The 26217-nt window shown below is 71.6% G+C and carries 28 protein-coding genes; 13 read left to right on the top strand and 15 right to left on the bottom strand.

The window, feature by feature from the left end; all coding sequences use genetic code 11:
* Positions 1-9 precede the first annotated feature (9 nt).
* Together ACZ61C_RS29870 and ACZ61C_RS29865 are read right to left on the bottom strand one after the other, a co-directional pair.
* Positions 10-810 (bottom strand): hypothetical protein, encoded by an 801-nt coding sequence (locus ACZ61C_RS29870; RefSeq protein ID WP_465311176.1) that lies wholly within the window; start codon positions 808-810, stop codon positions 10-12.
* A complete protein-coding gene (locus ACZ61C_RS29865; RefSeq protein WP_465311175.1) occupies positions 810-2285 on the bottom strand; it encodes a hypothetical protein in 1476 nt (491 codons plus the stop codon). The genes ACZ61C_RS29870 and ACZ61C_RS29865 overlap by 1 nt, the downstream gene beginning before the upstream one ends.
* Positions 2286-2347: 62 nt before the next feature.
* On the opposite strand from ACZ61C_RS29865, the gene ACZ61C_RS29860 reads away from it, so the two are divergent.
* The 3 genes from ACZ61C_RS29860 (at position 2348) to ACZ61C_RS29850 (ending at position 6561) form a co-directional block, all read left to right on the top strand.
* A complete protein-coding gene (locus tag ACZ61C_RS29860) occupies positions 2348-2785 on the top strand; it encodes a PPOX class F420-dependent oxidoreductase (protein WP_465311174.1) in 438 nt (145 codons plus the stop codon).
* A gap of 40 nt (positions 2786-2825) precedes the next feature.
* Positions 2826-3770, top strand: a complete 945-nt coding sequence (hemF, locus tag ACZ61C_RS29855; RefSeq protein WP_465311173.1) for an oxygen-dependent coproporphyrinogen oxidase — start codon at positions 2826-2828, stop codon at positions 3768-3770.
* Between the two features lie 223 nt (positions 3771-3993).
* The gene (locus ACZ61C_RS29850) at positions 3994-6561 is read left to right on the top strand and encodes a PQQ-dependent sugar dehydrogenase (RefSeq protein WP_465311172.1); all 2568 of its coding nucleotides are present in this window, start codon (positions 3994-3996) and stop codon (positions 6559-6561) included.
* A gap of 58 nt (positions 6562-6619) precedes the next feature.
* Here the strand turns inward: ACZ61C_RS29850 and ACZ61C_RS29845 are convergent, their stop codons facing one another.
* Positions 6620-6988 (bottom strand): hypothetical protein, encoded by a 369-nt coding sequence (locus tag ACZ61C_RS29845; protein WP_465311171.1) that lies wholly within the window; start codon positions 6986-6988, stop codon positions 6620-6622.
* Positions 6989-7112: 124 nt separating this feature from the next.
* On the opposite strand from ACZ61C_RS29845, the gene ACZ61C_RS29840 reads away from it, so the two are divergent.
* Positions 7113-7634 (top strand): hypothetical protein, encoded by a 522-nt coding sequence (locus tag ACZ61C_RS29840; RefSeq protein WP_465311170.1) that lies wholly within the window; start codon positions 7113-7115, stop codon positions 7632-7634.
* An 8-nt stretch (positions 7635-7642) separates the two neighbouring features.
* Here the strand turns inward: ACZ61C_RS29840 and ACZ61C_RS29835 are convergent, their stop codons facing one another.
* The gene (locus tag ACZ61C_RS29835; protein WP_465311169.1) at positions 7643-8251 is read right to left on the bottom strand and encodes a TetR/AcrR family transcriptional regulator; all 609 of its coding nucleotides are present in this window, start codon (positions 8249-8251) and stop codon (positions 7643-7645) included.
* A 70-nt stretch (positions 8252-8321) separates the two neighbouring features.
* Between ACZ61C_RS29835 and ACZ61C_RS29830 the strand changes: the two genes are divergently transcribed.
* Positions 8322-9200, top strand: a complete 879-nt coding sequence (locus tag ACZ61C_RS29830; protein ID WP_465311168.1) for a sterol desaturase family protein — start codon at positions 8322-8324, stop codon at positions 9198-9200.
* On the opposite strand, the gene ACZ61C_RS29825 is transcribed toward ACZ61C_RS29830, so the two are convergent.
* Positions 9179-9940: a GntR family transcriptional regulator gene (locus ACZ61C_RS29825; RefSeq protein WP_465311167.1), complete on the bottom strand. Its 762-nt coding sequence runs from the start codon at positions 9938-9940 to the stop codon at positions 9179-9181. The two genes, ACZ61C_RS29830 and ACZ61C_RS29825, sit on opposite strands and share 22 nt — an antisense overlap.
* 107 nt (positions 9941-10047) lie before the next feature.
* Between ACZ61C_RS29825 and ACZ61C_RS29820 the strand changes: the two genes are divergently transcribed.
* On the top strand, positions 10048-10530 hold the full coding sequence (locus ACZ61C_RS29820) for a glycine-rich domain-containing protein (RefSeq protein WP_465311166.1): 483 nt from the start codon (positions 10048-10050) through the stop codon (positions 10528-10530).
* Between the two features lie 34 nt (positions 10531-10564).
* Positions 10565-11371: a phosphotransferase family protein gene (locus ACZ61C_RS29815; RefSeq protein ID WP_465311165.1), complete on the top strand. Its 807-nt coding sequence runs from the start codon at positions 10565-10567 to the stop codon at positions 11369-11371.
* Between the two features lie 4 nt (positions 11372-11375).
* Here ACZ61C_RS29815 and ACZ61C_RS29810 read toward each other — a convergent pair whose 3' ends face one another.
* Positions 11376-12374, bottom strand: coding sequence for a glucosyl-3-phosphoglycerate synthase (locus ACZ61C_RS29810; protein ID WP_465311164.1), 999 nt, complete (start codon positions 12372-12374; stop codon positions 11376-11378).
* 157 nt (positions 12375-12531) lie between these two features.
* On the opposite strand from ACZ61C_RS29810, the gene ACZ61C_RS29805 reads away from it, so the two are divergent.
* On the top strand, positions 12532-12942 hold the full coding sequence (locus ACZ61C_RS29805) for a DUF6086 family protein (RefSeq protein ID WP_465311163.1): 411 nt from the start codon (positions 12532-12534) through the stop codon (positions 12940-12942).
* Positions 12939-13796 carry a hypothetical protein gene (locus ACZ61C_RS29800; RefSeq protein ID WP_465311162.1) on the top strand — a complete coding sequence of 286 codons (858 nt, stop codon included), beginning with the start codon at positions 12939-12941 and terminating at the stop codon, positions 13794-13796. The genes ACZ61C_RS29805 and ACZ61C_RS29800 overlap by 4 nt, the downstream gene beginning before the upstream one ends.
* Here the strand turns inward: ACZ61C_RS29800 and whiA are convergent.
* From whiA to uvrC, 4 genes are read right to left on the bottom strand one after another with little or no spacing between them, the layout of a single operon-like run.
* The gene (gene whiA, locus ACZ61C_RS29795) at positions 13762-14754 is read right to left on the bottom strand and encodes a DNA-binding protein WhiA (RefSeq protein ID WP_395923744.1); all 993 of its coding nucleotides are present in this window, start codon (positions 14752-14754) and stop codon (positions 13762-13764) included. The two genes, ACZ61C_RS29800 and whiA, sit on opposite strands and share 35 nt — an antisense overlap.
* Complete coding sequence (locus tag ACZ61C_RS29790; RefSeq protein WP_465311161.1) at positions 14754-15746, bottom strand: gluconeogenesis factor YvcK family protein; 993 nt, start codon at positions 15744-15746, stop codon at positions 14754-14756. Before ACZ61C_RS29790 ends, whiA begins: the two co-directional genes overlap by 1 nt.
* Before the next feature lies 1 nt (position 15747).
* Positions 15748-16605 (bottom strand): RNase adapter RapZ, encoded by an 858-nt coding sequence (rapZ, locus tag ACZ61C_RS29785; protein ID WP_003101350.1) that lies wholly within the window; start codon positions 16603-16605, stop codon positions 15748-15750.
* 42 nt (positions 16606-16647) lie between these two features.
* A complete protein-coding gene (gene uvrC / locus ACZ61C_RS29780) occupies positions 16648-18609 on the bottom strand; it encodes an excinuclease ABC subunit UvrC (RefSeq protein WP_465311160.1) in 1962 nt (653 codons plus the stop codon).
* 165 nt (positions 18610-18774) lie between these two features.
* Between uvrC and ACZ61C_RS29775 the strand changes: the two genes are divergently transcribed.
* Both ACZ61C_RS29775 and ACZ61C_RS29770 read left to right on the top strand, forming a co-directional pair.
* Positions 18775-19497, top strand: coding sequence for a S1 family peptidase (locus tag ACZ61C_RS29775; RefSeq protein ID WP_465311159.1), 723 nt, complete (start codon positions 18775-18777; stop codon positions 19495-19497).
* A 72-nt stretch (positions 19498-19569) separates the two neighbouring features.
* On the top strand, positions 19570-20346 hold the full coding sequence (locus tag ACZ61C_RS29770) for an exodeoxyribonuclease III (protein ID WP_465311158.1): 777 nt from the start codon (positions 19570-19572) through the stop codon (positions 20344-20346).
* Positions 20347-20382: 36 nt separating this feature from the next.
* On the opposite strand, the gene ACZ61C_RS29765 is transcribed toward ACZ61C_RS29770, so the two are convergent.
* From ACZ61C_RS29765 to rpe, 5 genes are all read right to left on the bottom strand, one after another.
* Positions 20383-20784: a PH domain-containing protein gene (locus ACZ61C_RS29765; RefSeq protein WP_465311419.1), complete on the bottom strand. Its 402-nt coding sequence runs from the start codon at positions 20782-20784 to the stop codon at positions 20383-20385.
* 47 nt (positions 20785-20831) lie between these two features.
* On the bottom strand, positions 20832-21338 hold the full coding sequence (gene ribH / locus ACZ61C_RS29760) for a 6,7-dimethyl-8-ribityllumazine synthase (RefSeq protein ID WP_465311157.1): 507 nt from the start codon (positions 21336-21338) through the stop codon (positions 20832-20834).
* Positions 21335-22663, bottom strand: coding sequence for a bifunctional 3,4-dihydroxy-2-butanone-4-phosphate synthase/GTP cyclohydrolase II (locus ACZ61C_RS29755; RefSeq protein WP_465311156.1), 1329 nt, complete (start codon positions 22661-22663; stop codon positions 21335-21337). The genes ribH and ACZ61C_RS29755 overlap by 4 nt, the downstream gene beginning before the upstream one ends.
* Positions 22660-23286, bottom strand: a complete 627-nt coding sequence (locus ACZ61C_RS29750) for a riboflavin synthase (protein WP_465311155.1) — start codon at positions 23284-23286, stop codon at positions 22660-22662. Before ACZ61C_RS29750 ends, ACZ61C_RS29755 begins: the two co-directional genes overlap by 4 nt.
* 79 nt (positions 23287-23365) lie before the next feature.
* A complete protein-coding gene (gene rpe, locus ACZ61C_RS29745; protein WP_465311418.1) occupies positions 23366-24037 on the bottom strand; it encodes a ribulose-phosphate 3-epimerase in 672 nt (223 codons plus the stop codon).
* 133 nt (positions 24038-24170) lie between these two features.
* Here rpe and ACZ61C_RS29740 point away from each other — a divergent pair, with 133 nt between their 5' ends.
* Together ACZ61C_RS29740 and ACZ61C_RS29735 are read left to right on the top strand one after the other, a co-directional pair.
* Entirely contained in the window at positions 24171-25370 is a 1200-nt protein-coding gene (locus ACZ61C_RS29740; protein WP_465311154.1) for a sensor histidine kinase, read from the top strand.
* The gene (locus ACZ61C_RS29735) at positions 25367-26026 is read left to right on the top strand and encodes a response regulator transcription factor (protein WP_465311153.1); all 660 of its coding nucleotides are present in this window, start codon (positions 25367-25369) and stop codon (positions 26024-26026) included. Before ACZ61C_RS29740 ends, ACZ61C_RS29735 begins: the two co-directional genes overlap by 4 nt.
* Positions 26027-26217 lie beyond the last annotated feature (191 nt).

The following is a 26217-nucleotide window of genomic DNA, read 5'->3' as shown; positions in this document are numbered from 1 at the left end:
GATTCCCCTCTACAGCGTGTCCGACGCCGTGGCGCGCAACGTGCCCCCGGCGTTCGCGACGGCCACGACGTCCAGCGCGAGCAGGTCGTCGAAGGCGGCGTCGGCGGCGAGTTCGCGGACCTGGATCTGGTAGCGCGGTGTGGTGCGGTAGGTGCCGCCCTGTTCGTCGCTCACCGGGACCAGGAAGCCCTGGTCGGCGAGGAAGCGCAGGGCGCGGCTGACCATGCCGCGGGTGGTGTCGGCGGCCAGGCGCCCGTCCTTGGTGGCCGCGGCCGCGGGACGGCGGGCGTAGGCGCGCCAGGCCTGTTCGAGCTCGGGTGCGTCGGCCAGCGGGTCGTTGTTGGCCTCGGCCGCCGCGGCGCGTTCGTCGAGCATGCGGGCGGCTTCGCGGACCATCGCGTCGACCTGCTCGACGCTGACGCGGCCGATATAGGTGTCGTTGGCGAGGTCGTCGGGGCGCGGGTAGCCGAGCGCGGCGGTGGCGAGGTGGATGAGGCCGTGCAGGACCTTCTCCGTCTCGCGGCGCTCGCGGATCTTGGCCTGCCGGGCGTAGGAGTCCATCTTGATCTCGAAGACGGACTCGTCGGTGGCCGCGAGCACCGCGCCGGCCTGCTGGTTGACCTCCAGCACCATCAGCCCGAGGCCCGCCGCGACGGCATGGGTGAGCGCCTTGAACGCGTTGTCCTCGCCGTAGCGGCGCACGAGGTCGCCGTAGACGACGTCACGCGCGGGCAGCTGCTTCGGCCGCATGCCGAAGGCGACCAGCCGGGCCGCGGCCTCGGCGTCCACGCTGCTGTGGGACAGCGCCATTACGCGACTTCCTCTTCTTCGTCGGCACGCTCTACGGCGGCGGTGGACAGCAGCAGGTCGGCGCCACCGAACTCCGGGTCGTCCAGGAGGACACCGTCGTCGACGGCGAGCAGCACCGAGCGGTCCCCCTGGCGCCGGGCGGCGCCGATCCCGGGACTGTAGGCGTGGACGGCGCGCAGCGCGACCAGGGCGGCGAGGCCGGGCTGGCGGCTGCGGCGGGCCTCTTCGATGAGGCCGGACAGCCGGCGCGGCACCTCCGGCAGGTCGAGCAGCTCGTCGGCCGCGCGCCAGACGTCGTCGCCGAACTTGTCGGTGACCTCGGCGGGCATCAGCTCGGGCTCCGGGATCTCGCCGACGAGCTGGTCACGCTCGGGCGCGGGCCGCAGCAGCAGCGAGACCAGGCTCGACAGCGACGGCACGACCGGCGCCGTGATGCCCGCCGCGGCGTGGAAGAAGTGCTCGGCCGGGGCGACGGCGTCGGCCAGCGGCAGGCCGAGCGTCGGCACGAGGAGCTGGCCGAACAGGTCGAGCGTCGCCCGTTGGGGTGGTCCGGAGAACTGCTGGCGGTCCTGCTCGGCGCGGAAGACCGCGCCCGCGTCGGCCAGCCGGGACTGCAGGCGCGTGTGCCGCCGGATGCAGTCGCCGACGATGTCGACGAGCTCCGCGGCGCGGCGCTTGCGGTCGAGGTCCTCGGTCTCGTCGCGGGCGGTGGTGATGTTCTTCAGGATGGCGTTCTCGGCGCGGAAGCGGGCCTCGATGTGGCTCAACGCGCTGTCGAGCAGCTCCGGGACCTCGCGCTCCCAGTCGACCGACCGGACGTCGCGGCGGGTGGCGTCGAGCTTCGCGCGCAGCACCTCGCCGTACTGGACGGTCCGGTAGCGGGCCTGCTCGGCGGCCAGCTTCGCGTCGGCGAGGCGGCCGCGGTTGATCAGGTTCTCGAGCTTGACCTCGGCGGCGATCTGGGCCGACTCGACGTCGGTGTCGAGCGCGCCGACCAGGACGTTGATCGCCTCGTCGGTGGCGCGCAGGTAGACCTCGCCGTCCGGGGCGGCCAGCTCGACCAGCAGCTTGAAGTCGAACTGGCGGCGCTGGTAGCCGCCCGGGCCCATCGAGCCGTAGACGCGCCGGAAGCCGCGGTCGGTCGTGCCGACGTTGATCAGGTTGTCCAGGACCCACTTGGCCACGCGGACGTGCTCTTCGGGCATCCGCGACGGCGCCTGGGCGGCGATGAACGGCAGCAGCCGGTCGATGACCTCGTCGTGGCCGGCGCCGGTGTCGAAGTCCATCGCGATGGTGACCTGGTCGATCGTGTGCAGCGCGATCTCGGCCATCTGGTAGATCGTGGCGTCGGCCCAGTCGAGCAGGGCCTTGCGCGCGTCCAGGTCGTGCAGCGGCGCGGTGCAGGCCAGCGCCTTGAGGCGGCGCGTCAGCCCCTCGTCGGCCAGGCCCGGGCCGCCGGTCTCGTCGTCTCGCACAGCAGGCCAGGCTAGTCGGCCACCCTCTGCGCACGCGCGGGTGACGGGCTAACGTCCCTCTCATGCGTGAGATGAGCCGTTCAGAGTGGTGGCAGTTCGCGTCGGAGGGCACCCGGACCGGCAAGCTGGCCGTGGTCCGGGCGAACGGCGCCGCGATCGTCGCGCCGATCTGGTTCCTGCTGAACGAGGGCCCCGACGGCGACGAGCTGATCTTCAACACCGGCACCGAGACCATCAAGGGCAAGGCGATCACCCGCGACCCGCGGATCTCGCTCGTCGTCGACGACCAGCGGCCGCCGTACTCCTACGTCCAGTTCACCGCCGAAGCCCGGCTGACCCACGACCACGACGAGACGCTGGCGTGGGCGACCCGCCTCGGCGGCCGGTACATGGGCGCCGACCGCGCCGAGGAGTACGGCAAGCGCAACGCAGTGCCCGAAGAAGCACTCGTCCGGGCGAAGATCACCAAGGTCGTCGCGCGCGCGGAAATCGCCGGCTGACCTGCGTTCGCTGGTAGCCTGCCTCCCGGGGGTGGGGGCCATGCTTTCGGGTGAGGACAGCAGACGTGACGCCGTCAAGGCGATGATGAGCTCCGGCCAGCGCGAGCTGGTCGCGGAACTGGAACGCCTCGACGGCGGGGGCCGCTTCGGGCGGTCCACGTGGCAGCGGCCGGAAGGCGGGGGCGGCCAGGCGCGGCTGCTGGAGAACGGCGACGTCTTCGAGCGCGCCGGCGTCAACTATTCGGCCGTGCACGGCGAAACCCTGCCCGAGGCGGTCGCGGCGCAGCACGGCCTCGACCCGGACGGCGGGTTCTTCGCGACCGGGCTGTCGGTGGTGATCCACCCGCGCAACCCGTACGTCCCGGCGTTCCACGCGAACTTCCGGTACTTCGAGTCGGGCGGCACGTGGTGGTTCGGCGGCGGCGCGGACCTGACGCCGTGTTACGGCTTCGCCGAGGACGCGGCGCACTTCCACCGGGTGCTCAAGAACTACTGCGACACGTTCGACCCGGCGTTCCACGCGCAGGCGAAGCGCGCCTGCGACGACTACTTCCGGCTGCCCCACCGCGGCGAGACCCGCGGCGTCGGCGGCATCTTCTTCGACCACCTGCACCTCCCGGGCCCGGACGGCTGGCGGCGCGTGGCCGCGTTCACCGCGGCGGGCATCGCCACGATCGCGCCGGCGTACCTCCCGCTGGTCCGCCGCCGCCACGAGCTCCCGCACGGCGAGCGCGAGCGGCAGTGGCAGCTCTACCGCCGCGGCCGCTACGTCGAGTTCAACCTCGTCCACGACCGCGGCACGCGGTTCGGCCTGCAGACCGGCGGTTACGTCGAGGCCATCCTGATGGCGCTGCCGCCGCTGGCGCGGTGGGAGTTCGAGTTCACGCCGGAGCCGGGGAGCCCGGAGGCGGCGCTGGCGTCGTTCCTCGTGCCACGGGACTGGGCCGGCGACGAGGCGCTCCCGGACACGCGGATCGCCGGCTGAGTCCGCGCCGCCGTGTGGTTCGCGCTGGGCGGGGCCGCGCACCGGTGAGCGGGAAACCCTTCTTCACCAAGGGTGAGCGCCCGTGTCGAGTATTGACACGACCCGCTCGGAGGGTGTGAGATCTCTCCTTATAGATAGGAAAGTTTCCTAACTATTAAGTTCAGTTCCGGTGGTCCGCCGACCATTCCGCCCCGGTCCCCTCGACCCACGCAGGAGGCTCCCAGTGGCACCCCGCCCACCGTGGCGCGTGGTCCTGGCCGGCACCGCCGTCGCGGCGCTCGGCTTGACCGCGCTCTCCCCGGTAAGCGCTTTCGCCGCCGCGGCAACGGACTACGAGTCCGAGAACGCCGTCGTCTCGCAAGGCGCCGTCGAGTCGAACCACGCCGGGTACTCCGGCACCGGGTTCGTCAACTTCGACAACGTCGTCGGCAGTTACGTCGAATACTCCGTGAACGCCGCGCAGGCGGGCACGCACACGCTGACCTTCCGCTACGCCAACGGAACCGCCGACAACCGGCCGGTGAAGCTGGTCGTCGACGGCGGGGACAAGGGCACCGTCGACTTCCCCGGCACCGGCGCGTGGACGACGTGGAAGACCGTCACCGCGAGCATGCAGCTGACCGCCGGTGTCAACAAGATCCGCACCACGGCGACCACCGCCAACGGCGGCCCGAACGCGGACAAGCTCACCGACACCTTCACCGCGCCGACCGACGGCGAGCCGCCCACGCCGCCGTCGAACCTGGTCGCGAGCAACATCCTGCCCACCGCCGCGACGTTCTCCTGGACCGCCGCGACCGACAACGTCGGCGTGGTGCGGTACGAGATCAACCGCGGTGGCAACATCCTCAAGACCGTCGACGGGACCACGACGTCGGCGACGGTCACCAACCTGACCCCGAACACCGCCTACGACATCTCCGTCGGCGCGTTCGACGCCGCGGGCAACCCGTCGCAGCAGAGCAACGTGGTCACCTTCACCACGCCGCCGAGCGACGACACGACCCCGCCGACCGTGCCGGGCAACCTGCGCTCCACCGGCGTCACCGCGAACAGCGTTTCGCTGGCGTGGAACGCTTCCACGGACAACGGCGGCACGGTCGCGGGCTACGACGTCTTCCAAGGCAGCACCAAGGTCGCGACGACGACGTCGCTCGGGACGACCGTCACGAACCTGAACCCGAACACCTCCTACACGTTCACGGTGAAGGCGCGCGACCCCGACGGCAACAGCTCGGCGGCCAGCAACGCGGTGACCGCGAAGACCAGCGCTCCGGGCGGCGCCGGGGGCATCCCGGAGTACGACAAGGACATCACGAAGGTCGACCTCGGCTGGTCGGTGGACTTCCTGCCGAACGGCAACGCGCTGGTGACCGAGCGGGACCGCTTCGAAGTCCTGCTGGTGACGCCGTCCGGCCAGAAGACCACGCTGGGCAAGGTCCCGGGCGCGGTCGGCACGAACGGCGAAGGCGGCCTGCTCGGCCTGGCGATCTCGCCGAACTGGTCGAGCGACCACACGATCTACCTGTACCACACGGCATCCGGGGACAACCGGATCGTGAAGATGACCTACGACGGCACCACGCTGTCCTCGACGTCGACGCCGGTCCTGACCGGGATCGCGAAGAACCGCTACCACAACGGCGGGCGGATCAAGTTCGGCCCGGACGGCAAGCTCTACGCCACCGTCGGCGACGCGAAGAACAGCGACAACGCGCAGAACAAGAGCTCGCTCAACGGGAAGATCCTGCGGCTCAACGCCGACGGCTCGGCCCCGGCCGACAACCCGTTCTACGCCACCGGCGGCAACGCCCGGTACGTCTACAGCTACGGCCACCGCAACCCGCAGGGCCTGGCCTGGGACTCGCGCGGCCAGCTGTGGGCGGCGGAGTTCGGCGAGAGCAGCCAGGACGAGCTCAACCTGATCCAGAAGGGCGGCAACTTCGGCTGGCCGAGCTGCGAAGGCACGCAGGGCAGCTGCAGCGGCTTCATCGCCCCGAAGAAGACCTGGTCGACGTCGCAGGCCGGGCCGTCCGGCATCGAGATCGTCAACGACTGGATCTACATCGCCGGCGTCACCGGCGAGCAGATGTTCGCCACGCAGATCACCGCGGCGGGCACGGGGGTCGGCACGGTGTCGACGTTGTTCTCCGGCCGCTGGGGCCGCCTGCGCTCGGTGACGAAGACCCCGGACGGCGGACTGTGGCTGACCTCGACGAACGACGACAAGAACGGCGGCTCGCCGAGCGGCATCGACAACGTCATCGTGCGGTTGAAGTTCCCCGGTGGCTCGACGCCGGGTGACTTCAAGCTGACCAGCTCCGCCTTCGGCGACAACACGACGATCCCGGACAAGTACACCTGCGCCGGCGACGGCACGGCGGGCCAGGACCCGTCACCGCCGCTCGCGTGGGGCGCGTCCACCGGCGCGAAGGGCTACGCCATCGTGTTCGCCGACACCGCGAACAGCGGCAACAAGCTGCACTGGGCGATCTGGGACGTCCCGGCGGCGGCCCGCTCGCTGCCGGAAGGCCTCGGCGCCGGGTACACCGTGCCGAACCAGGGTGGCGCGAAACAGAAGGCCATGGGCAGCGGGGCGAACGCGCAGAAGTACTTCGGCCCCTGCCCGGGCGGGTCCAGCCACCCGTACACGTTCACGCTCTACGCCCTGAACACCGCGACGGTCCCCGGCCTGAGCTCGTCTTCGACGATGGCCCAGATCGAAACCGCGATCAAGGGCGCGTCGACGGCGAACGTGCAGCTGCGCGGGAAGTCCAGCGCGGCGGCCTAGAAAGCCGCGGCAGGGGGTGACCGGAGCGGCGCCGGTCACCCCCTGCCGCCCTTACCTTTCAGACGACCTGGTCCGCCTCGCCGGCTACCCGGCGGAGGTGGGCGTCGACGTCGAAGCCGTGCTCCTCCAGCCGCCGGCGGGCGAGCAGGAGCTCGTCGGGGGTGAACAGGTCCGCGTAGCCCGGCCGGAGCATCGTCGCCTCGGAGCTGAGGCCGAGCTGGTTCTTCTCCCAGAGGACGGTGAACCCGCCCGCGGTGCCCGCCCCGCGCAGCAGCATCCGGGCCGCTTCGACCCCGCCGTGCTCCCGCACCATCCGCTCGAACTGGGCCGGCCGGTAACCGTAGTCCCGGGCCAGCACCCGGCAGCCGTCGAGGAGATCGTCCGTGAACCGCTGCGCAAGCAGGGCGGTTTCGGGTATTTCGGACATGCGACACCTCTCGACGGGACAGCTACCCTTCTTAGTCGCGAGCGGGACCCGTTTCGCTACGCCATTAGCGGGACGGATCCGCCGGGTTCGGAAACTGTCGGTGGTCGTCGGCAGAATGACAGGCATGCGAACCGTGCTGCACGGCGACGTTCATGTCCACTATGGACAGATCTACGTCCACAGCGAAGACGGCGAACCCTTCGAAGGCGACCTCTCGGCGTGCTTCACCGGTCAGCGCAACGGGCTGTGCGGCGCCGCCGTGCCGGGGACGCTCTTCCTGCTCACCGGGCTGGACACCGGCGACGTCGGGTTCACCGCCGAGGTGCACGAGAGCGAGCCGCCCGACAGCGGCGCGGAGGACGTCGTCGAGGTCTCGTTCCGGGCCGAGGGGCGCGCGATGGTCGTGACCTGGGGCGGCGGCGACTCGTGGGATCTCGGGCTCACGCCCGGCGACCACCGCGTCCGCTACAGCGCCACCGGGATGGACGCCGGCCGCGCGCTGGACACCCGCGTCGACGGCGAACCCGGGCGTGATTCGTACCTACTGCAGTTCTGGCCCGCGCCGCCGGCGTCCGACGTCGTCGTCCGGCAGCACAGCGAGGTTGCCGCGTACTGGCACGGCTTCGCGCGGGCGCTGCCGGGCTGACGCCGTGCTCACCAGCCGAACAGGCCGGCCATGATGCGCGCGCAGCGGGCCGACATCGCGTCCGCGTCCTCGTCCGGGCGGTCGATCCACCAGCTGATCAGCGAGTCGACCACCCCGGTCCAGACCTGCGCGATCGCCTCGATGTCCACCGGGTCGGCCAGTCCGCGCGAGGTCATCAGCTGCGTCGCGCCGAGCACGGCGAACGCGTCCAGGCGACGCCGGTAGTCCGCGGCCGCGGCGGCGATGTCGCCGCTGCCCGGCACGGTCTCATCGCGCAGGAGGCGCCAGGCGTACCGGTCGTGGTCGAACGTCGTGAAGATCGCCGAAAGCACCTTCAGCGGCATCTGGTCGGGCTCGCCGCCCGCCGCCATGGTCGTCGCGACGCCCTCGGTCAGCCGGTCGCCCGCGCGGTGCAGGCAGGCGAGGTACAGGCCGTCCTTCGAGCCGAAGTACTGGTACAGCAACGGCTTCGTGACCCCGACCCGGCGCGCGATCTCGACCATGGACGCGCCCGCGTAGCCCGCCCGGCCGAACTCCTCGGTGCCGGCCACGACGAGCTGGGCCTCGCGCTCTTCGCGCGGCATGCCCTTGGTCCCGACCGCCCTTGACTCCGTCACGCCCGAGAGCCTACCGTGCGTAAAGTGACCACAGGGTAAGTTACCGTCAGGTCAGATCCGAGGAGGCGACATGGCCGAGTTCCTGGCGCACCTGCGCGACCCCGTGCTGTTCGCGGTGCCGGTGTTCCTGCTGTTCGTGGTGATCGAGATCGTCGCGGTGCACGTGCTCGGCCACGACGGCAACGTCATCGGCTACAGCCCCGCGGACACCCGCACGAGCATGCTGATGGGCACGGTCGCGGTCGGCGTCAACGCGCTGTTCCGGCTGGTGATGCTCTTCGTCTTCGCGGGACTGTTCGAGCTGGCGCCGGTGCGGCTGGACCCGCGCGACTGGTGGACGTGGGTGCTCATGCTGCTCGGCCAGGAGCTGGTCTTCTACGCCTACCACCGGGCGAGCCACCGCGTGCGGCTGCTGTGGGCCGGGCACCAGGTGCACCACTCGAGCGAGCACTACAACTTCTCGACGGCGCTGCGCCAAAAGTGGACGCCGTACTTCCAGCTGCCGTTCTGGTCGGTGCTGGCGCTGTGCGGGATCCCGCCGTGGATGATCCTGACCGGGCTGTCGATCGACCTGGTCTACCAGTTCTTCGTGCACACGGAGAAGGTCGGCAAGCTCCCGCGCTGGTTCGAGTACGTCTTCAACACCCCGTCCCACCACCGCGTCCACCACGGCAGCGACGCGGAATACCTTGATGCCAACTACGGCGGAATCCTGATCATCTGGGACCGGATGTTCGGCAGCTTCGTCCCGGAGGGCAAGCGGCCGACGTACGGGCTGACGAAGAACATCACCACGTACAACTTGCTGAAGGTCGGCTTCCACGAATACGGGTCGATCCTGCGCGACCTGCGCGGGGCCCGGACCTGGCGGGAGCGGGCCGGGTACGTGCTCGGGCCGCCGGGGTGGCGGCCCGCCGTCGACCGGCTTCAGTCGGCCGCCCACTCGTAGGACAGCTGGTAGCGGTCCGCCGCGAGGACCATGTCGTTCATCTCGACCGGCGTGCCGTCCTCGCGAAAGGCCACGCGCGTCACGGTCACGACCGGCACGCCCTCGGCGAGCTGGAGCAGGGAAGCTTCGTCCGGCGTCGGCATCCGGGCGCCGACGTGTTCCACGAAGGACGCCAATCGGTGCCCGGCTTCTTCCAACCGGGCATAAGTGCCGCCCGGTCCGGTGTCGACCTGCTCGATCGCGGTGTCGCGGGTGAGCTCCCGAGGAAGCCGCGACACCGCGAGCTGGACCACGAGCCCGTCGGCGCGCATCACCCGGTCCCTCACGGTGACCTCGGCGCCGGCGTCGACCGCCAGGTAGCCGGCCACTCGCTCATCGGCCTCCTCGAAGGAGATCTTGACCGACGTCGACGGCGTGAACCCGCGTGCCGCGGCGTCCGCGAGGAACGCACCACGGTTGCGTCCACGCGCTTCTCGCGAAAGACGGCTCCGCGCGAGCCGCTGAATGCTTGCCGGCGGGCGCACGAACACGCCACGCCCGTGCTCGGAGGTCACCAGCCCCTCGGACCGGAGCAGGTTCACCGCATCGCGAACCGTCGGCCGCGAAACGCCGTACTGGTCGACCAGGTCGCGTTCACTGGGAAGTTGTTCGCCGGGCACCAGGCGACCCGAGGTGATCTTGTCGCGCAGGTCTGCTGCGACCTGCCGGAAGGCAGGAACCCCACTTCGGCGATCGACCATGTGACCATCCTTCCACTGGGTAACTCGTCTTGACCAGTTGGCAGTCCACCTGTCATCGTACTGGTATTGACGTCTTTACCAGTTTGCGAAGGCCGACAGGAGAAGTCATGACCGTCGTCACCGGAACCGTCGCCGCCCGGTCCCTCGTCTCTGAAGAGCTGTTCGACCGTCTGGTGGACCGGATCTCCGCCACCGAAGACGTGCCCCGCGGGCTCGCGGAGCGGATCATGGAGCAGGCGCTGGCTTTCCTGTGCGCGTGCGCCGCCGACCGCGGCTACGGGTTGAACCCGTCTCCGCTCGTGGACGTCGGATGGCACACCTTCCTCCTGCACACCAGGGACTACGCCGAGTTCTGCCATCGGGTGGCGGGCGGCTACATCCACCACGTGCCGGAGCGAGCCGAACCCGGCATGTCGATCGTGGACCGGCACACTGAGCTGACGCGGGCCGTTTCCGCGATCGCGTCGGCCGGCTTCCCCGTGGATCCGGACCTGTGGTCGCTCCGCGCGGCGAACTGCACCAGCGGGGACGACGGGTGTCGCGCGTCCGGCAAGGACGGCAACGAAAACACCGACACGAACGGAAGGTGACGTCCTGTACCACTGGAGCGAGCTGCCGGGCGAAGTGCGCGAAGTGGTGCATCGCCACCTCGGACCGATCAGGGAGACCGTTCCCGCTGCCGCGGCACAGAGTTCGAGCGTCGCCATGACACTAGTCCGTGACGCGCTGCCGGCGGTGTTCCTCAAGGGTATCCGAGGCGTGTCGCCGGCGATGCGGTGGCTGCGCAACGAAGTCGAGACCGCGCCGCTCGTGGGCGGGCTCGGGCCGGATGTTCTGTTCCACCAGGATGTCGGCGAATGGCTCGTCGTCGGCTTCACCCATCTCGCCGGGCGGTCGGCCGCCCTCGGGCCGGGCTCACCGGATCTTCGCGCCGTCGCGGATGCCGTGAACCGGATCGGCGCGATCGACGCACCGCACGTGCGGTCGCTCACCGATCGATGGAAATCCCCTTGGTGGCCCCGCCTCGCCGCCGCGCGGCCGGAGCTGTCCGGTGAGCTGGACGTACTGCAGCTCGCCGCGTGGGAGGAGAAGGCTCCGGACCTCGTCGCCGGAAGCCGACTCCTCCACACCGATCTGCACGGCGACCAGTTCCTGCTCGACGAAGACGGCGACGTCCACGTCGTCGACTGGGGCTGGCCCGCTTCCGGAGCGCCGTGGGTCGACCCCGCTTTCCTCGTCATCCGGCTCGTCGCAGCGGGTCATCGGCCCGCGGACGCCGAAGCCTGGGCGCGGGCGCACACCCGCTGGGCCTCGGCGCCCCCTGAAGCGGTGACGGCCTTCGCCGCCTACGTTGCGGGGCTGTGGACCGCCAAGGCCGCCGCCTCCCTGGCCCGGACCGCTCGTGACTACGCGCGCTGGCGGCTCGGCTGAGCGGCTACGCCGTCTCCTGCAGGGCGTTCTCCGGCCGGATCACCGCCGGCAAGCTGTTCAGCGGTGGCCGCTGGCGGGAAGTCACATCCGTCAGCACCAGCTCGCGCTCGACGCCGTCCGCCGACGTCCCCCGCTGGAACTGGGCGAGGATCGACGCCGGGGGGACCGCTGTCACCAGGCGGTCGTAGCGTTCCAGGCGGTCGAACAGCGTCTGCATGATCTGGCCCGACATGCGGCCCAATGCCTGGGTGCTCTGGTGGCGGTGCACGCGGTGGCCGAGGTCGACCTGGGCCAGCGCGTCGAGGCCGCGCAGCTCCGCCAGGTCGATGAGGTGGCCGATCTCGACGCCGTAGTTCACCACGAACGGGATGCTTTCCAGCACCTCGCGCCGTCCCGCGTACTCGCCGGCCAGGGGCTGGACGAACCCCGCCAGCTCCGGCCAGAACATGTTCAGCAGCGGCCGCGCGACGAGCTCGGTGACCCGGCCGCCGCCGTCGGCCTCGCCCTTGAGCGGGCGGTGGTAGAAGCCCTTGACGTAGGCCACCGACGGGTCGGTCAGCAGCGGGCCGAGCAGACCGGTGACGTAGTCCGTCGTGAAGTCGTAGAGGTCGCCGTCGACGAAGACGACCAGGTCGCCCGTCGTCGCCGCGACCCCCTTCCACAGCGCTTCGCCCTTGCCCTGCAAGCCGTCGAGCGCCGGGAAGACGGCGTCCTGCGCGACGACCGCCGCACCCGCGGCCGCGGCCACCGAGGCCGTCGCGTCCGTGGAATGGCTGTCGACGACGAGGATCTCGTCGACGAGCATCCCCTGGAGCTCCTCACGGATCGCCGTGACGATCGCGCCGACGGTGGCTTCCTCGTTCCGGGCCGGGATGACCACGGAGACGGTGGTGCCGCGCTTGGCCGCGACCAGCTCGTCGATCGTGCGGTCGCCGACCTTGCTGCTCCGACGGGCGAGCCAGGTGCCGACCTCCGGCGACACCTGCAAGCGTGCGTCACGCATGCTTTCCCCTTCCCTCGTTCGGCCTATCCCTCCCCGAGGTTCGAGGTCCCGCGTTTCGGCGATCGCGCCGTGGTGCTACCGGGGTGTTACGAAGTGGCGCTTCCCGTTAACGCGACGCGCCAAAACCGGTTGGCGGCGGTCCGTAGGCTCGCCGGTGATGAGCCAGTGCTTCAGCATCGACGGCCGAGCCGTCTGGAACCCCTCGAACGGGCCCGGCACCCTGTTCGCGCACCTCGCCGAGGCGCTGGTCCCGCTCGCGGGCCGGCCCTCCGGGATCGGCGTGACCCCGGGTGATCCCGACGACCACCCGATCGACGGCGCGACCTTCGCGGAGTTCGCCGACACCCTGGTAGCCGAGTACCGCGCGACGTCACACCCGATCCAGCGAGCGCTGCTGGAGGGCTTCGTGGCGACGGCGGCCGTCCTGGCTCGTCGCGGCGCGCTCGCCCTGCCCGCGCTCGACGGCCCGGCCGGGACCTCGACGCGGGACATCCCGGGTGGTGGGGCCGCCGGGCCCGACCGGCTCGCCGAGCTGGTGGCCGAGCACGAACGCTCGATGCCGGCATGATCGAACCGGTCCGCCCGTTCCGCTGGGACCTCCTGCGCCCCGACCACCTCGGCACCCTGCTCGACGGCCTCCCCGAACCGGACCTGGGGTTCCTCGACGACCTCGTCGACTGCGCCGCCAAGGTCCTCGCCCGCTCCGACGACGGCGAGCTGTACTTCGTCGGCCGGTCCGTGGACTCGGTGTTCGACCTGCTCGGCGGCGCCCTGCCGGATCCGGCGCGGCTGCACCTGCTGCCGCTGTCGACCGCGCTCGTCGACCACCCGCTGCTCGACCGGCTGCACCCCGCCGAAGTGACGCAGCTGCGCGCGAACCTCGCCGCGCACGGGCTCGACCCCGCCGGCCTCGCCCGCGGCTCCCGGCCGCTCACCTTCGTCGACGTCGTCTCGACGGGCCGGACCTTCGGGCAGCTCCTGGACATCCTGCGCGCCTGGACCGCCGACGAACGCGGTGACTGGCCCGCGGTGCGGCGCCGGGTCCGGATCGTCGGCCTGACGCAACGCACGCACACCAGCCCGAACACCCGCCGCTGGCAGCAGCACGCCGAGTGGGCGCGGGACCTGACCGTCCGGAACGTCTCGGTCGAGCGGGCGCTGTTCGGTTATCTCGCCGACCGGCAGGTCAAGCTCACCCGGTCGTTCGGCCGCGACCTCTGGGCCGCCGAAGAAGTCCGGGCACCGGCGCGCGACGACCGGATCCGCCGCGCGCTGGCCGAAGCCGCGGCGATCGTCGAAGCCGGACGCACTCCCGCGGTCCGGGAACGGCTCGCCCGCACCCTGCAGCGCGAACCCGCCATCACCGAGCCGTGGCTGCGGGACCTCGTCAGGCGTCTTCTTCTTCGAGCATCTCCGGGGTGACCGCGGACTCGGTGTCCGGGATGCTCAGGTCCTTGGCCCGCTTGTCCGCCATCGCCAGCAGGCGGCGGATCCGGCCGGCCACCGCGTCCTTCGTCATCTGCGGGTCCGACAGCTGACCCAGCTCCTCCAGCGACGCCTGCCGGTTCGACAACCTCAGCTTGCCCGCCGCCAGGAGGTGGTCCGGGGCCGTGTCGCCGAGGATCTCCAGCGCGCGCTCGACCCGGGCCGCCGCCGCGACGGCCGCACGGGCCGAGCGGCGCAGGTTCGCGTCGTCGAAGTTGGCCAGGCGGTTCGCCGTCGCGCGGACCTCGCGGCGCATGCGCCGTTCTTCCCACTGCAGCACGCTCGTGTGCGCGCCCAGGCGGGTCAGCAGCGCGCCGATCGCGTCGCCGTCGCGGACCACCACACGGTCGGCGCCGCGGACCTCGCGGGACTTCGCCTGGATGCCCATCCGGCGCGCCGCGCCGACGAGCGCCAGCGCCGCCTCCGGACCGGGGCACGTCACCTCGAGCGACGACGAGCGGCCCGGTTCGGTCAGGGAGCCGTGGGCGAGGAACGCGCCCCGCCACGCCGCTTCGGCGTCGGCCACCCCGCCGGACACCACGGCCGCGGGCAGCCCGCGCACCGGCCGGCCGCGCTGGTCGATCAGCCCGGTCTGGCGGGCCAGGCCCTCACCGTCCTTCACCACGCGCACGACGTAGCGCGTGCCCTTGCGCAGGCCGCCGCTGGCGGTGATGACGTGGACGTCCGAGTGGTGGCCGTACAGCTCGTGGATCTCCTTGCGCAGCCGTCGCGCCACCGAGCCCGTGTCCAGCTCCGCCTCCACAACGACCCGGCCGGCCACGATGTGCAGCCCGCCGGCGAAGCGAAGCAGCGACGCGACCTCCGCCCGGCGCGGCCCGATCTTCGTGATCTCCAGCCGGCTCAGTTCGTCCTTCACCGCGGCGGTCATCGCCATTACTGCCCCTCCCTGCCTTTCGCTCCTCCCCCGTGCTCCCCGTCCCTGCCGAGACCGAGAGCCTCCCGCATGCATCGCGCGAGCGCATCAGGATCATGCCGTCCCGCCACTTCCGGGTCGCCCACCGCCCCCAGGTGCGCGCGCCCGCCGAGCCGTTCCGCCGCGCGCCGGAGATTCGCCGGGTCGGGCACGGAATCGCGGTCCGCGATCACCGCGTCGACCCGCAGATCGGGCGCGTGCTCGAAGAGTACGTCCAGGTGCCGCTCCGGCGAGAATCCCGCGGTTTCCCCCGGCTGGGGGACAAGGTTGAGCACGAGCACCTTCGTGGCGGTGGTCTTCACGAGCGCGTCGTGCAGGCCGGGCACCAGCAGGTGAGGTAAAACGCTCGTGAACCACGAGCCCGGACCGAGGAAAACGACGTCGGCGCCGAGCACCGCCTCGACCGCTTCCTCGCACGCCAGCGGCGGCCGCCCCGAGCCACCCGGCGACCGCAGGCTGACGCGCTGCACCTGCCCCGGCGTCGACGCCACCGCGACCTGCCCGCGGATCGTGCGCAGCGCCTCCGGGTTTTCGCTGTCCAGACCGCTGACCTGGCCTTCGATCTCCAGCGGCTCCGGCGACATCGGCAGCACGCGGCCCGAGACGCCCATCAGGCGGCACGCTTCGTCGAGCGCCGCCACCGGGTCGCCGAGCACCTCGAAGAGCCCGGCCAGCAGCAGGTTTCCCACCGCGTGGCCGGCCAGCGCGCCGTCACCGCCGAAGCGGTGCTGGAAGACCTCAGCCCAGAGCGTGCCGCCGTCCTCCGCCGCGAAGGCGGCGAAAGCCTGCCGGAGATCGCCCGGCGGCAGCAGCCCGAGCTCGCGCCGCAGCCGGCCGGACGACCCGCCGTCGTCGGCCACGGTCACGATCGCGGTGACGTCGAGGGTCACCCGCCGCACCGCGGACAACGTGGCGTGCAGCCCGTGGCCGCCCCCGAGGGCGACCGCCCGCACGTTATTCACGACCAAGGTCGCGGTGCACCACCTTCACGGCCATACCGTCCTCTTTGGACAGACGCTGGGCGAGCTCGACCGACAGCGCCACGCTGCGGTGCTTGCCGCCGGTGCAGCCGACGGCGAGCGTCAGGTACCGTTTGCCCTCGCGCTTGTACCCGGCGCCGATGAGCCGCAGCAGCTGGTGGTAGCGGTCGAGGAACTCCTCGGCGCCTTCCTGGGACAGGACGTAGTTGCGGACCTCGCCGTCGAGGCCCGTGTGTTCGCGCAGCTCCGGGATCCAGAACGGGTTCGGCAGGAACCGGACGTCCATCACCAGGTCGGCGTCCATCGGCAGGCCGTACTTGTAGCCGAACGACAGCACCGTGACGCGCGTCTGCGTGCTCGCCTCGGAGCCGAACGCGTCCTCGATCTTGGCCCGCAGGTCGTGCACCGACAGCGACGAGGTGTCGAGCACCAGGTCGGCCTCCTCGCGCAGCGGCTCCAGCAGCGTCCGCTCCGCGGTGATGCCGTCGGCGAGCCGTCCGTCACCCTGCATCGGGTGCCCGCGGCGCACGGCCTCGAAGCGCCGCACCAGCACCGCGTCGGTCGCCTCCAGGAACAGCACGCGCGGCTTGTAGCCCCGTGCGTCCAGGTCCTTGATCACCGAGGCGAGGTCGTCGGTGAACGCGCGCGAGCGCACGTCCATGACCACGGCCACCTTGGTGATCGCGCCGCGCGCCTGCGCGCCCAGCTCGACCATGGTGGCGATCAGCTCCGGGGGCAGGTTGTCGACGACGAACCAGCCCAGGTCCTCCAGGCACTTGGCCGCGGTGCTGCGGCCGGCCCCGGACAGCCCGGACACCACCGCGACCTCCATGCCGGACCCGCGGATCTCCTCTTGCGCACTCACTGTCTTTCCCTACTCCCCTGCTTGTGTGCCGTTGCTCGCGCCGGACTCCCCGGCCAGCGCGGCGACCACGGCCTCCGCGGTGCGCCTGCCGAAGCCGGGCACCGCCTCGATCTCTTCGATCCTGGCCTGCTTGAGCTTCTTGACCGAGCCGAAGTGCTTGATCAGCGCGGTGCGGCGAGCCTGCCCCAGCCCGGGCACACTGTCCAATTCGGACGTCTGCAGCCGCTTGGAGCGCTTCTCGCGGTGGTAGGCGATGGCGAACCGGTGCGCCTCGTCGCGCAGCCGCTGGAGCAGGTAGAGCCCCTCCGACGTCCGGGGCAGGATCACCGGATCGGGGTCGGCGGGCAGCCAGACCTCTTCCAGCCGCTTCGCCAGCCCGATCACGGCGATGTCGGTGATGCCCAGTTCGGCGAGCACGTCCGCGGCCGCCGTGGCCTGCGGGCCCGCGCCGTCGACGACCAGCAGGTTCGGCGGGTAGGCGAACTTCTTGGGCCGCCCGGTCTCCGGGTCGATGCCGGGCTTCGAAGAGTCCGTCTCGTCGGCGGTTTCCTTCAAGTAGCGGTAGAAGCGCCTTCGCACGACTTCGGCGATCGACGCGACGTCACCCTCTTCGGCCGCCTCGCGCAGCGCGAAGCGCCGGTACTCGGACTTGCGCGCGAGCCCGTCTTCGAACACCACGAGCGACGCCACGACGTCGCTGCCCTGGATGTGGCTGATGTCGATGCACTCGATGCGCAGCGGCGCGGTGTCCAGGGCCAGGAACTCCTGCAGCTCGGTCAGCGCCGCCGAGCGCGCCGTCAGGTCGCCGGCGCGGCGCAGCTTGTGCTGGGTGAACGCCTCCCCCGCGTTGCGCTCGACCGTCTCGGCGAGGGCCTTCTTGTCCCCGCGCTGCGGCACCCGGACCTGCACCCGCGAGCCACGCAGGCCGGTGAGCCACTCGGCGAGCGCGTCGGCGTCGGCGGGCAGCTCGGGCACCAGCACCTCACGCGGCACGACCGGCCCGGCGTCGACGTCGTCGCGCGCCTCGAGCTCGGCCTGCTCGCCGTAGAACTGCGTGATGAAGTGGTCGACCAGCGCCGGGACGTCCATCTCCTCGGCCTTGTCGATCACCCAGCCGCGCTGGCCGCGGACCCGCCCGCCGCGCACGTGGAAGACCTGGACGGCGGCCTCGAGCTCGTCGTGGGCGAACGCCACGACGTCGGCGTCCGTGCCGTCGCCGAAGACCACGGCCTGCTTCTCCATGGCGCGGCGCAGCGCGCCGAGGTCGTCGCGCAGCCGGGCCGCGCGTTCGAACTCCAGCTCGTCCGACGCCGCGGCCATCTCGTTCTCGAGGCGCCGGATCATCGCGTCGGTCTTGCCCGCGAGGAAGTCGCAGAAGTCCTCGACGATGTCCCGGTGTTCGTCGGCCGAGACGCGGCCCACGCACGGCGCCGAGCACTTGTCGATGTAGCCGAGCAGGCAGGGCCGGCCGATCTGGCCGTGGCGCCGGAACACCCCGGCCGAGCAGGTGCGCGCCGGGAACACCCGCAGCAGCAGGTCGAGCGTCTCGCGGATGGCCCACGCGTGCGCGTACGGCCCGAAGTAGCGGACGCCCTTCTTGCGCGGGCCGCGGTAGACGTGCAGCCGCGGGAACTCCTCGTTCAGCGTCACCGCGAGCACCGGGTAGCTCTTGTCGTCGCGGTAGCGGACGTTGAACCGGGGGTCGAACTCCTTGATCCAGTTGTACTCGAGCTGGAGCGCCTCGACCTCGGTGGTGACGACGGTCCACTCGACGCTCGCGGCGGTGGTGACCATCTGCCGCGTGCGCGGGTGCAGGCCGGCGAGGTCGGCGAAGTACGAGTTCAGCCTGCTGCGCAGGCTTTTCGCCTTGCCGACGTAGATGACCCGCCTGGTCGCGTCACGGAACTTGTACACGCCAGGGGCATCCGGGATGCTCCCCGGCGAGGGACGGTAGGTGGTCGGGTCAGCCACTCCCCCAGCCTATGGCGCGGCACCGACAGTTCTCGCACGCCCCCGGTTCGCCCGCCGGAAGTAGGGTGTTCGTCCGGTTGCGACCTTCGGCGGTGTCGCCCCGGGTGACGCGGTGGTTACTTTCCGACCCAGCAGGTCCGGGCCCCATCCGAAAGGATCACCACCGTGAGCTCTCTTCGTATCCTCGGCGCCGCTTCCGCGGCCGCCGTCGCGCTGACCCTCGCCGGTGGCGCGGCCGCCTCCGCCGGCGTCCAGCCGAACATCGTCGGCGGCGGGACCGCCCCGGCCGTCTCCTGGGGCGCCCAGGTCTACGTGAACACGCCCGGCCGCGACTTCGAGGGCTTCAACTGCTCCGGCACCGTGATCGCCGCCCGCTGGGTCATGACGGCCGTGCACTGCCTCGACCAGGACGGCTCGGGCATGCACGTGAAGGTCGGCAGCAACACGCTGTTCGCCGGCACCGAGATCGCCGTCGACGGCAAGTACGAGTCCCCGAACGGCGACATCGCCCTGCTGCACCTGGCCTCGGCGACCGGCACCGGGCCGATCTCGCTCGGCAGCGCGGACCCGGCGACGGGCAGCACCAACCAGCTCTACGGCTGGGGCCGCACCACCCCGACCGGCCCGCCGGCGTCGGCGCTGAAGGTGGCGAACGTGCAGGTCACCGGCCGGTCGTCGGACGCCTACGGCGGCCGGGCGATCCAGAGCGTCGGCATCAACGGCGCGGCGTGGAAGGGCGACTCGGGCGGCCCCGAGGTCGCCAACGGCGTGCAGGTCGGCGTCGCCTCGACGGTGCAGAACCAGAGCGGGACGAACACGCGCGGCACGAACAACTACGCGAGCGTGGCGTCGAGCCGGTCCTGGATCCGGTCGACCGCGGGGGTCTGAGGCCGGGTTTTCCCGGGGCGGCGCTTCGGCGCCGCCCCGGTTCTGTCGATGGGGTGTGCGAAACTCGCGGGCATGCGGATCGCCACCTGGAACGTGAACTCCATCGTCCCCCGCCTGCCCCGGGTGCTGGACTTCCTGGAGCAGAGCGCGCCGGACGTGCTGTGCCTGCAGGAGCTGAAGAACACGACGGAGAAGTTCCCGGCTGCCGAGGTCGAAGCGCTGGGCTACGAGGTCGCGGCGTACGGGCTCGGGCGCTGGAACGGCGTCGGGATCGTGTCGAAGGCAGGGCTGTCCGACGTGGTCCGCGGCCTGCCGGGCGAGCCGGAGTTCGACGGCGCGGCCGAGGCCCGCGCGATCGGGGCGACCTGCGGCGGCGTGCGGGTGTGGTCGGTGTACGTGCCGAACGGGCGCGAGCCGGACAACCCGCACTACGCGTACAAGCTGGAGTGGCTGGAGGCGTTACGGTCGCTGGTTTCTTCCGAGCTTTCGGACGCTCCGTTCGCGGTGCTGGGTGACTTCAACGTGGCCCCGGCGGACGCGGACGTCTGGGACATCACGCTGTTCGCGGAGTCGACCCACGTGACGAAGCCGGAGCGCGACGCCCTGGCCCGGCTGCGGGACCTGGGGCTGACGGACGTGTTCCCGCGGCCGTTGAAGTACGACCACCCGTTCACGTACTGGGACTACCGGGCGGGGAACTTCCCGAACAACAAGGGCATGCGGATCGACCTGGTGTACGGCAACGCGGGGTTCACCTCGGCCGTGACGGATTCCTATGTGGACCGTGAAGCCCGGAAGGGCAAGGGCCCGTCGGACCACGCGCCGATCGTGGTGGACCTGGACCTCTGACCGCTCCCCGAAACGGGGGCCGAGACGTCAGAGCGGTCAGCCGCCGATGGCCGCGCGGTGCAGTTTCCGCAGGGCCCGGACCGCTTCCACCGCGCGGCCCCGGTCGACGGCCTGCACCGCCATCACCGAGTGGTACTCGTCGTCCGGCAGCTCCAGCCGGGCCCACGAGGCGCCGTCCGGGAAGCTCACCGACAGGACCTCGGTCCACGCGAACCGCCGGGTCACCAGGACGTTCCGGACCTCGATGCCCTCGGCGTCCGCACGCACGCGGGCGATCGCGAACAGCATCACGCCGCACGCCAGCAGGATGCCGATGCCGATCATCGCCGCCTGGTCGGAGCGCTGGAAGTGGACGCCCGTGTCGCCGTTGCGCAGCAGCACCGCCACCACCACGAACACCGCCAGCAGCGCCACCGCCATCACGCTGCACATGATCATCGCCCGGCGGGGCCGGAACACCAGGGTCGCCGTCGAAGTAGCCACGCTCACACAAAACCCCGCTCGGTCCACGGCTGGCGCAGGCTCCGCAGCACGTGCGCGGAGTCCAGCGCGGCCACGGTCGCCTCGTAACCCTTGTCTTCCTTCGCCCCGGGACGGCCCGACCGGTCGACGGCCTGCTCGTGCGTGTCGCACGTCAGCACGCCGTTGCCGACCGGGGTGCTCTCGTCGAGCGCCACCCGGGTCAGGCCCGCCGTCACCGCGTCGCACACGTACTCGAAGTGCGGGGTGCCGCCGCGGATCACCACGCCGAGCGCGACCACCGCGTCGTGGTTGCGGGCCAGCGCCTGCACCACGACCGGGAGCTCGATCGCGCCCGCGACGTGGACGACCGTCGGGTCCTCTTCCAGCTCGGCCTCACGGGCGGCGACCAGCGCGCGCTCCAGGAGGACGTCGGTGATGTCCGCGTTCCACCGGGTGGCGACGATGCCGAGCTTCAAGGTCTTGCAGCCGGTCAGGTCGAGCGAGACCTCCGGCCGGCCTTCGCCGCTCACAGCGCTCCTCCGTCGGGGTGCTCGGCGCCCGCGCCGACCTGGTCGTAGTGCTCCAGCTGGGCGAGGTCGTGGCCCATCCGGTCGCGCTTGGTCCGCAGGTAGCGCAGGTTCTCCGGGTTCGGCGAGATCGGCAGCGGCACCCGCCCGGTGACGCGCAGGCCGTAGCCTTCCAGGCCGATCCGCTTGGCCGGGTTGTTCGACAGCAGCCGCATGGTGCGGACGCCGAGGTCGCAGAGGATCTGCGCGCCGGTGCCGTAGTCACGGGCGTCGGCCGGGACGCCGAGGGCGAGGTTGGCGTCGACGGTGTCGGCGCCGTCGTCCTGCAGCTGGTAGGCCTGCAGCTTGTGCAGCAGGCCGATGCCACGGCCTTCGTGGCCGCGGATGTAGAGCACGACGCCGCGGCCTTCGGCGGCCACCGCTTCCAGGGCCGCCTCCAGCTGCGGGCCGCAGTCGCAGCGCAGCGAGCCGAAGACGTCACCGGTCAGGCACTCGGAGTGGACGCGCACGAGGATGTCCTGGCCGTCGCCGATCTCGCCGTAGACGAACGCTACGTGCTCGATGCCGTCCAGCAGGCTGTCGTAGCCGACGGCGCGGAACGTGCCCGCGGCCAGCGGGATGCGCGCCTCGGCGACCCGCTCGACCTGCTTCTCGGTGCGGCGGCGGTAGGCGATCAGGTCGGCGATGGTGATGATCGCCAGGTCGTGGTCGGCGGCGAAGACCTCGAGCTCGTCGCGGCGGGCCATGTCGCCTTCGTCCTTCTGCGACACGATCTCGCAGAGCACACCCGCCGGCGCGAGGCCGGCCATCCGGGCGAGGTCGACCGAGGCCTCGGTGTGCCCGGGGCGGCGCAGCACGCCGCCTTCCTTCGCGCGCAACGGCACGACGTGCCCGGGACGGCGGAAGTCCTTCGCGGTGGACGCCGGGTCGGCCAGCAGCCGGATCGTGTGCGCGCGGTCGGCGGCGGAGATGCCGGTGCTGATGCCGTCGGCGGCGTCGACCGTGACGCTGTACGCGGTGCCCCGCGCGTCCTGGTTCGTGTGGTACATCGGCGGCAGGTCCAGCCGGTCGGCCTCGGCCTCGGTCAGCGCCACGCAGACGTAGCCCGAGGTGTAGCGGACCATGAACGCCAGCAGCTCCGGCGTCGCCTTTTCGGCCGCGAAGATGAGGTCACCCTCGTTCTCGCGGTCCTCGTCGTCGACCACGACGACGGGGCGCCCCGCCGCGACGTCGGCGATCGCCCGCTCGATGGCGTCGGCGTCGAACACCGCGCCGGTCCCGCACGGGGTCCAGCCCGCTTCGGGCTCTGCCGCGCTCGTCTCACTCATGACCGCTCCTCCGTGCCGCCCCGATTGTGCGCCTGATCGCGGATATGTGCCTCGGCCAGCTTCTCCACGTACTTGGCGACCACGTCGACCTCGAGGTTGACCAGGTCGCCGGCTTCGCGGCCGCCGAGCGTGGTCACCTCGAGCGTGGTCGGGATCAGCGCGACCTTGAACTGCTCGTCGGTGACCGCCGCGACCGTCAGGGAGATCCCGTCGACCGCGATCGACCCCTTCTCGACGACGTAGCGCGCCAGGTGCCCCGGCAGCGCGAAGGTCGTGACGCCGGTTTCGTCGCGGGAGAGGAACACGCCGGTCCCGTCCACGTGCCCCTGCATGATGTGCCCGCCGAGCCGGCCGCCCGCGGGGGTCGCGCGTTCCAGGTTGACCCGGTCGCCGACCGCGACCTTGGCCAGGCTCGAGCGCTGCAGCGTCTCGTGCACGACGTCGACGGTGAACTCGCCGCCGGCCACCTCGACGACGGTCAGGCAGACGCCGCTGACCGCGATCGAGTCGCCGTGCCCGGCGTCACTGGTGACCAGCGGGCCGCGCACGCGCAGCCGTGCCGCGTTGGTCAGCTGCTCGACCGCGGTGACCTCGCCGATCTCCTCGACTATGCCGGTGAACACGTCCGCTGCCTCCTAGTGAGCCGGTCCTCCCATCCAACACCCGCCGCGGCCCGGAAGCTTCTCCGGTGCCGCCGCGTGATCAGCCGGCCCGGCCCCGGGCCGCCTGCTCGCGCAGCGCGGCGACCGCTTTGCCCGGGTCTTCGGCGCCGTAGACGGCGGACCCGGCGACGAAGCAGTCGACGCCCGCCTCGGCGGCCTGCTCGATGGTGTCGGTGTTGATCCCGCCGTCGATCTCGACGACCAGCTTCAGGTGCCCGGTGTCGACGAGCCGCCGCGCGGTGCGGACCTTCTCGAGGACGTCCGCGATGAACGACTGCCCGCCGAAGCCCGGCTCGACCGACATCACCAGCAGCGTGTCGTAGTGCTTGAGCGCGTCGAGCCACGGCTCGAGCGCGGTGCCCGGCTTGACCGACAGGCCGGCCTTGGAGCCCGCGGCACGCAGGTTCTTCGCGAGCGCGATGGGGTCCTTCGCGGCCTCGGCGTGCACAGTGACGTTGTAGGCGCCGGCCTCGGCGTACCCGATCGCCCAGCGGTCCGGGTCGTCGATCATCAGGTGGCAGTCGATCGGCACGTCGGTGCTCTTGAGCAGCGCCTGGACCACCGGCAGCCCGAGGGTCAGGTTGGGCACGAAGTGCGCGTCCATCACGTCGACGTGGACCCAGTCGGCGCGGGTCTCCCCCGCGCCGGCCACGGCGGCGATCTCCTCGCCGAGCCGGGCGAAGTCCGCGGACAGGATGCTGGGGGCGATCAGGGGTCGGTCAGCCACGTCCTGAGTGTAGGAGGGCACTGCTAACGCTCGCTAACCGGTTGTGACCAGGATCCGGCTCCCGATCTGGCTCCGCAGGGGGAAGCACCCGGGGCCGGAGTCCCCATAACCTCAGGTCATGTCCGGTTTCCCGCGTTCCCTGCTGCGTCCCGGCGGCTATCTCAGCGTGCCCTACGCCCTGCTGGGGACCGCTCTGACGCTGCCCGCGTTCCCCTTCGCCCTCGTCGTGGCGCTCATCCCGGGCCCGCCCCAGCTGCACTTCGTCCTCGCGCTGGCCGCGCTCGCCCTTGTGCTGGGGCTCGCCGGGCTGGCCGGGCCGACGCGGCGCTTCGGCGTGGCCGTGGCCAACGCCATGCTCGGGACGGACCTGCCCGCGCCGGGACGAGCCCGGCCCGCCTGGCCGGACCGGCTGCGCTCGGCCGCCTGGCTGGTGCTGCACGCCGCGCTGGGCGGGTTGCTGCTCGTGGTCGAAGGGGTGCTGCTGCTCGGTGTCCTCGTGCCGGTGATGTGGCTGAACGGCGACCAGGGGCAGTTCTCGTTCTTCGGCGCGACCGCCGAAGCCGGGCCGTGGACGGTGCCGGTCGCCGTGGTCATGCTCGGGGCCGCGCTGCTGCTCGCGGCCGCCGCCACCCGCGGCTTCCGGGCCGGCGCGGCGGCGCTGCTGGGCCCGTCCGCCGCCGAGCGCGCGGCGCTGGCCGAGCGCCGCGCGGCCGTGCTCGCCCAGCGCAACCGGCTGGCCCGCGAGCTGCACGACTCGATCGGGCACACGCTCACGACGTCGACCATCCAGGCGGCCGCCGCGGCCGAGCTGGTCGAGACCGACCCGGCGCAGGTCCGGCGCGCGCTCGGCACGATCGAAGAAAGTTCCCGCGGCACACTCGAAGACCTCGACCACGTGCTCGGCCTGCTGCGCGAAGAGCCCGCCACGAAGGAGCCGACCCGCACGCTGGCCGAGGTCGACGTCCTCGCCGTGCGCGCCCGCGAAGCCGGGCTCGACGTCCGATTGACCGTCGACGGGCCGGTCGGCGCGCTGCCCGCCGCGGTGTCGCGCGAGGGGTACCGGATCGTCCAGGAGGGCCTGACCAACGCCCTGCGCCACGCCGGCCCGGGCACGGTCGACGTCCGTGTCTTCGCCGGGCCCGAGCGGCTGGCGATCGCCGTGGTCAACCCCCTGCGCGGCGCGGAGCCGCGGCCCGGGCGGCACGGGCTGGCCGGGCTCGCGGAGCGCGTCGAAGCCCTGCGTGGCGAGCTCGACGCCGGGCCGGACGGCGAGCGGTGGCGGCTGCGCGCGACCATCCCGCTGCGCACGGGCGCATGAGCCCCACCGTGCTGCTCGTCGACGACGAGCCGCTGGTCCGCACCGGCCTGCGGGCACTGCTGGAGCAGCAGGGCATCACCGTGGCCGGCGAGGCCGCCGACGGCTCGGAGGTCCTGGCCGCGGTGCGCCGGACCGGCCCGGACGTCGTGCTGATGGACGTCCGGATGCCCGGCACCGACGGCATCGAGGCCACCCGGCAGCTGCTCGCGGCGACCACCGAGCCGCCGAAGGTCCTCGTCGTCACGACGTTCGACAACGACGACTACGTGCACGAAGCGCTCCTGGCCGGGGCCAGCGGGTTCCTGCTGAAGCGGGCGCGCAAGGAGGAGATCGCGCACGCCGTGCGGACCGTCGCCGCCGGCGAGTCGCTGCTGTTCCCCGAAGCGATCCGGCGGCTGGTGGCCGCCCGACAGCCGGGCGGGACGCACGCGCGGGCGGCGAAGACGCTGACCCGGCGGGAGGCCGAGGTGCTCCGGCTGATCGCCACCGGACTGTCCAACCAGGACATCGCGGCCGCGCTGGTGATCAGCCTCGAGACGGTGAAGACGCACGTGGGCAACGTCTTCGCGAAGCTCGGCGCGGGCAACCGCGCCCAGGCAGTGGTCATAGCGTACGAATCGGGCGTCGTCCGGCCCGGGCACCTCGCCGGTCAATAACCGACGTGCTCTCGGTCACCCGCGGGAAGCCATGAGTTCGGGCAGCGGCCACCTGGTGCTCACCTGACGGCCGCGCCCGGCACACATGCAAAGGGACTAGGCACTGTCCTGTAAGTCATCGGAGCCAGAGCACGATGGCGGCGATGGTGAGTTCTGCCTGGTAGTAAGCGGCGCGTTTGGCATAGCGGGTG

This window comes from Amycolatopsis sp. NPDC104587, from assembly GCF_055583645.1.
The sequence above is the reverse complement of the archived record's forward strand: the minus strand, read 5'-3'. Positions and strand labels throughout refer to the sequence as shown.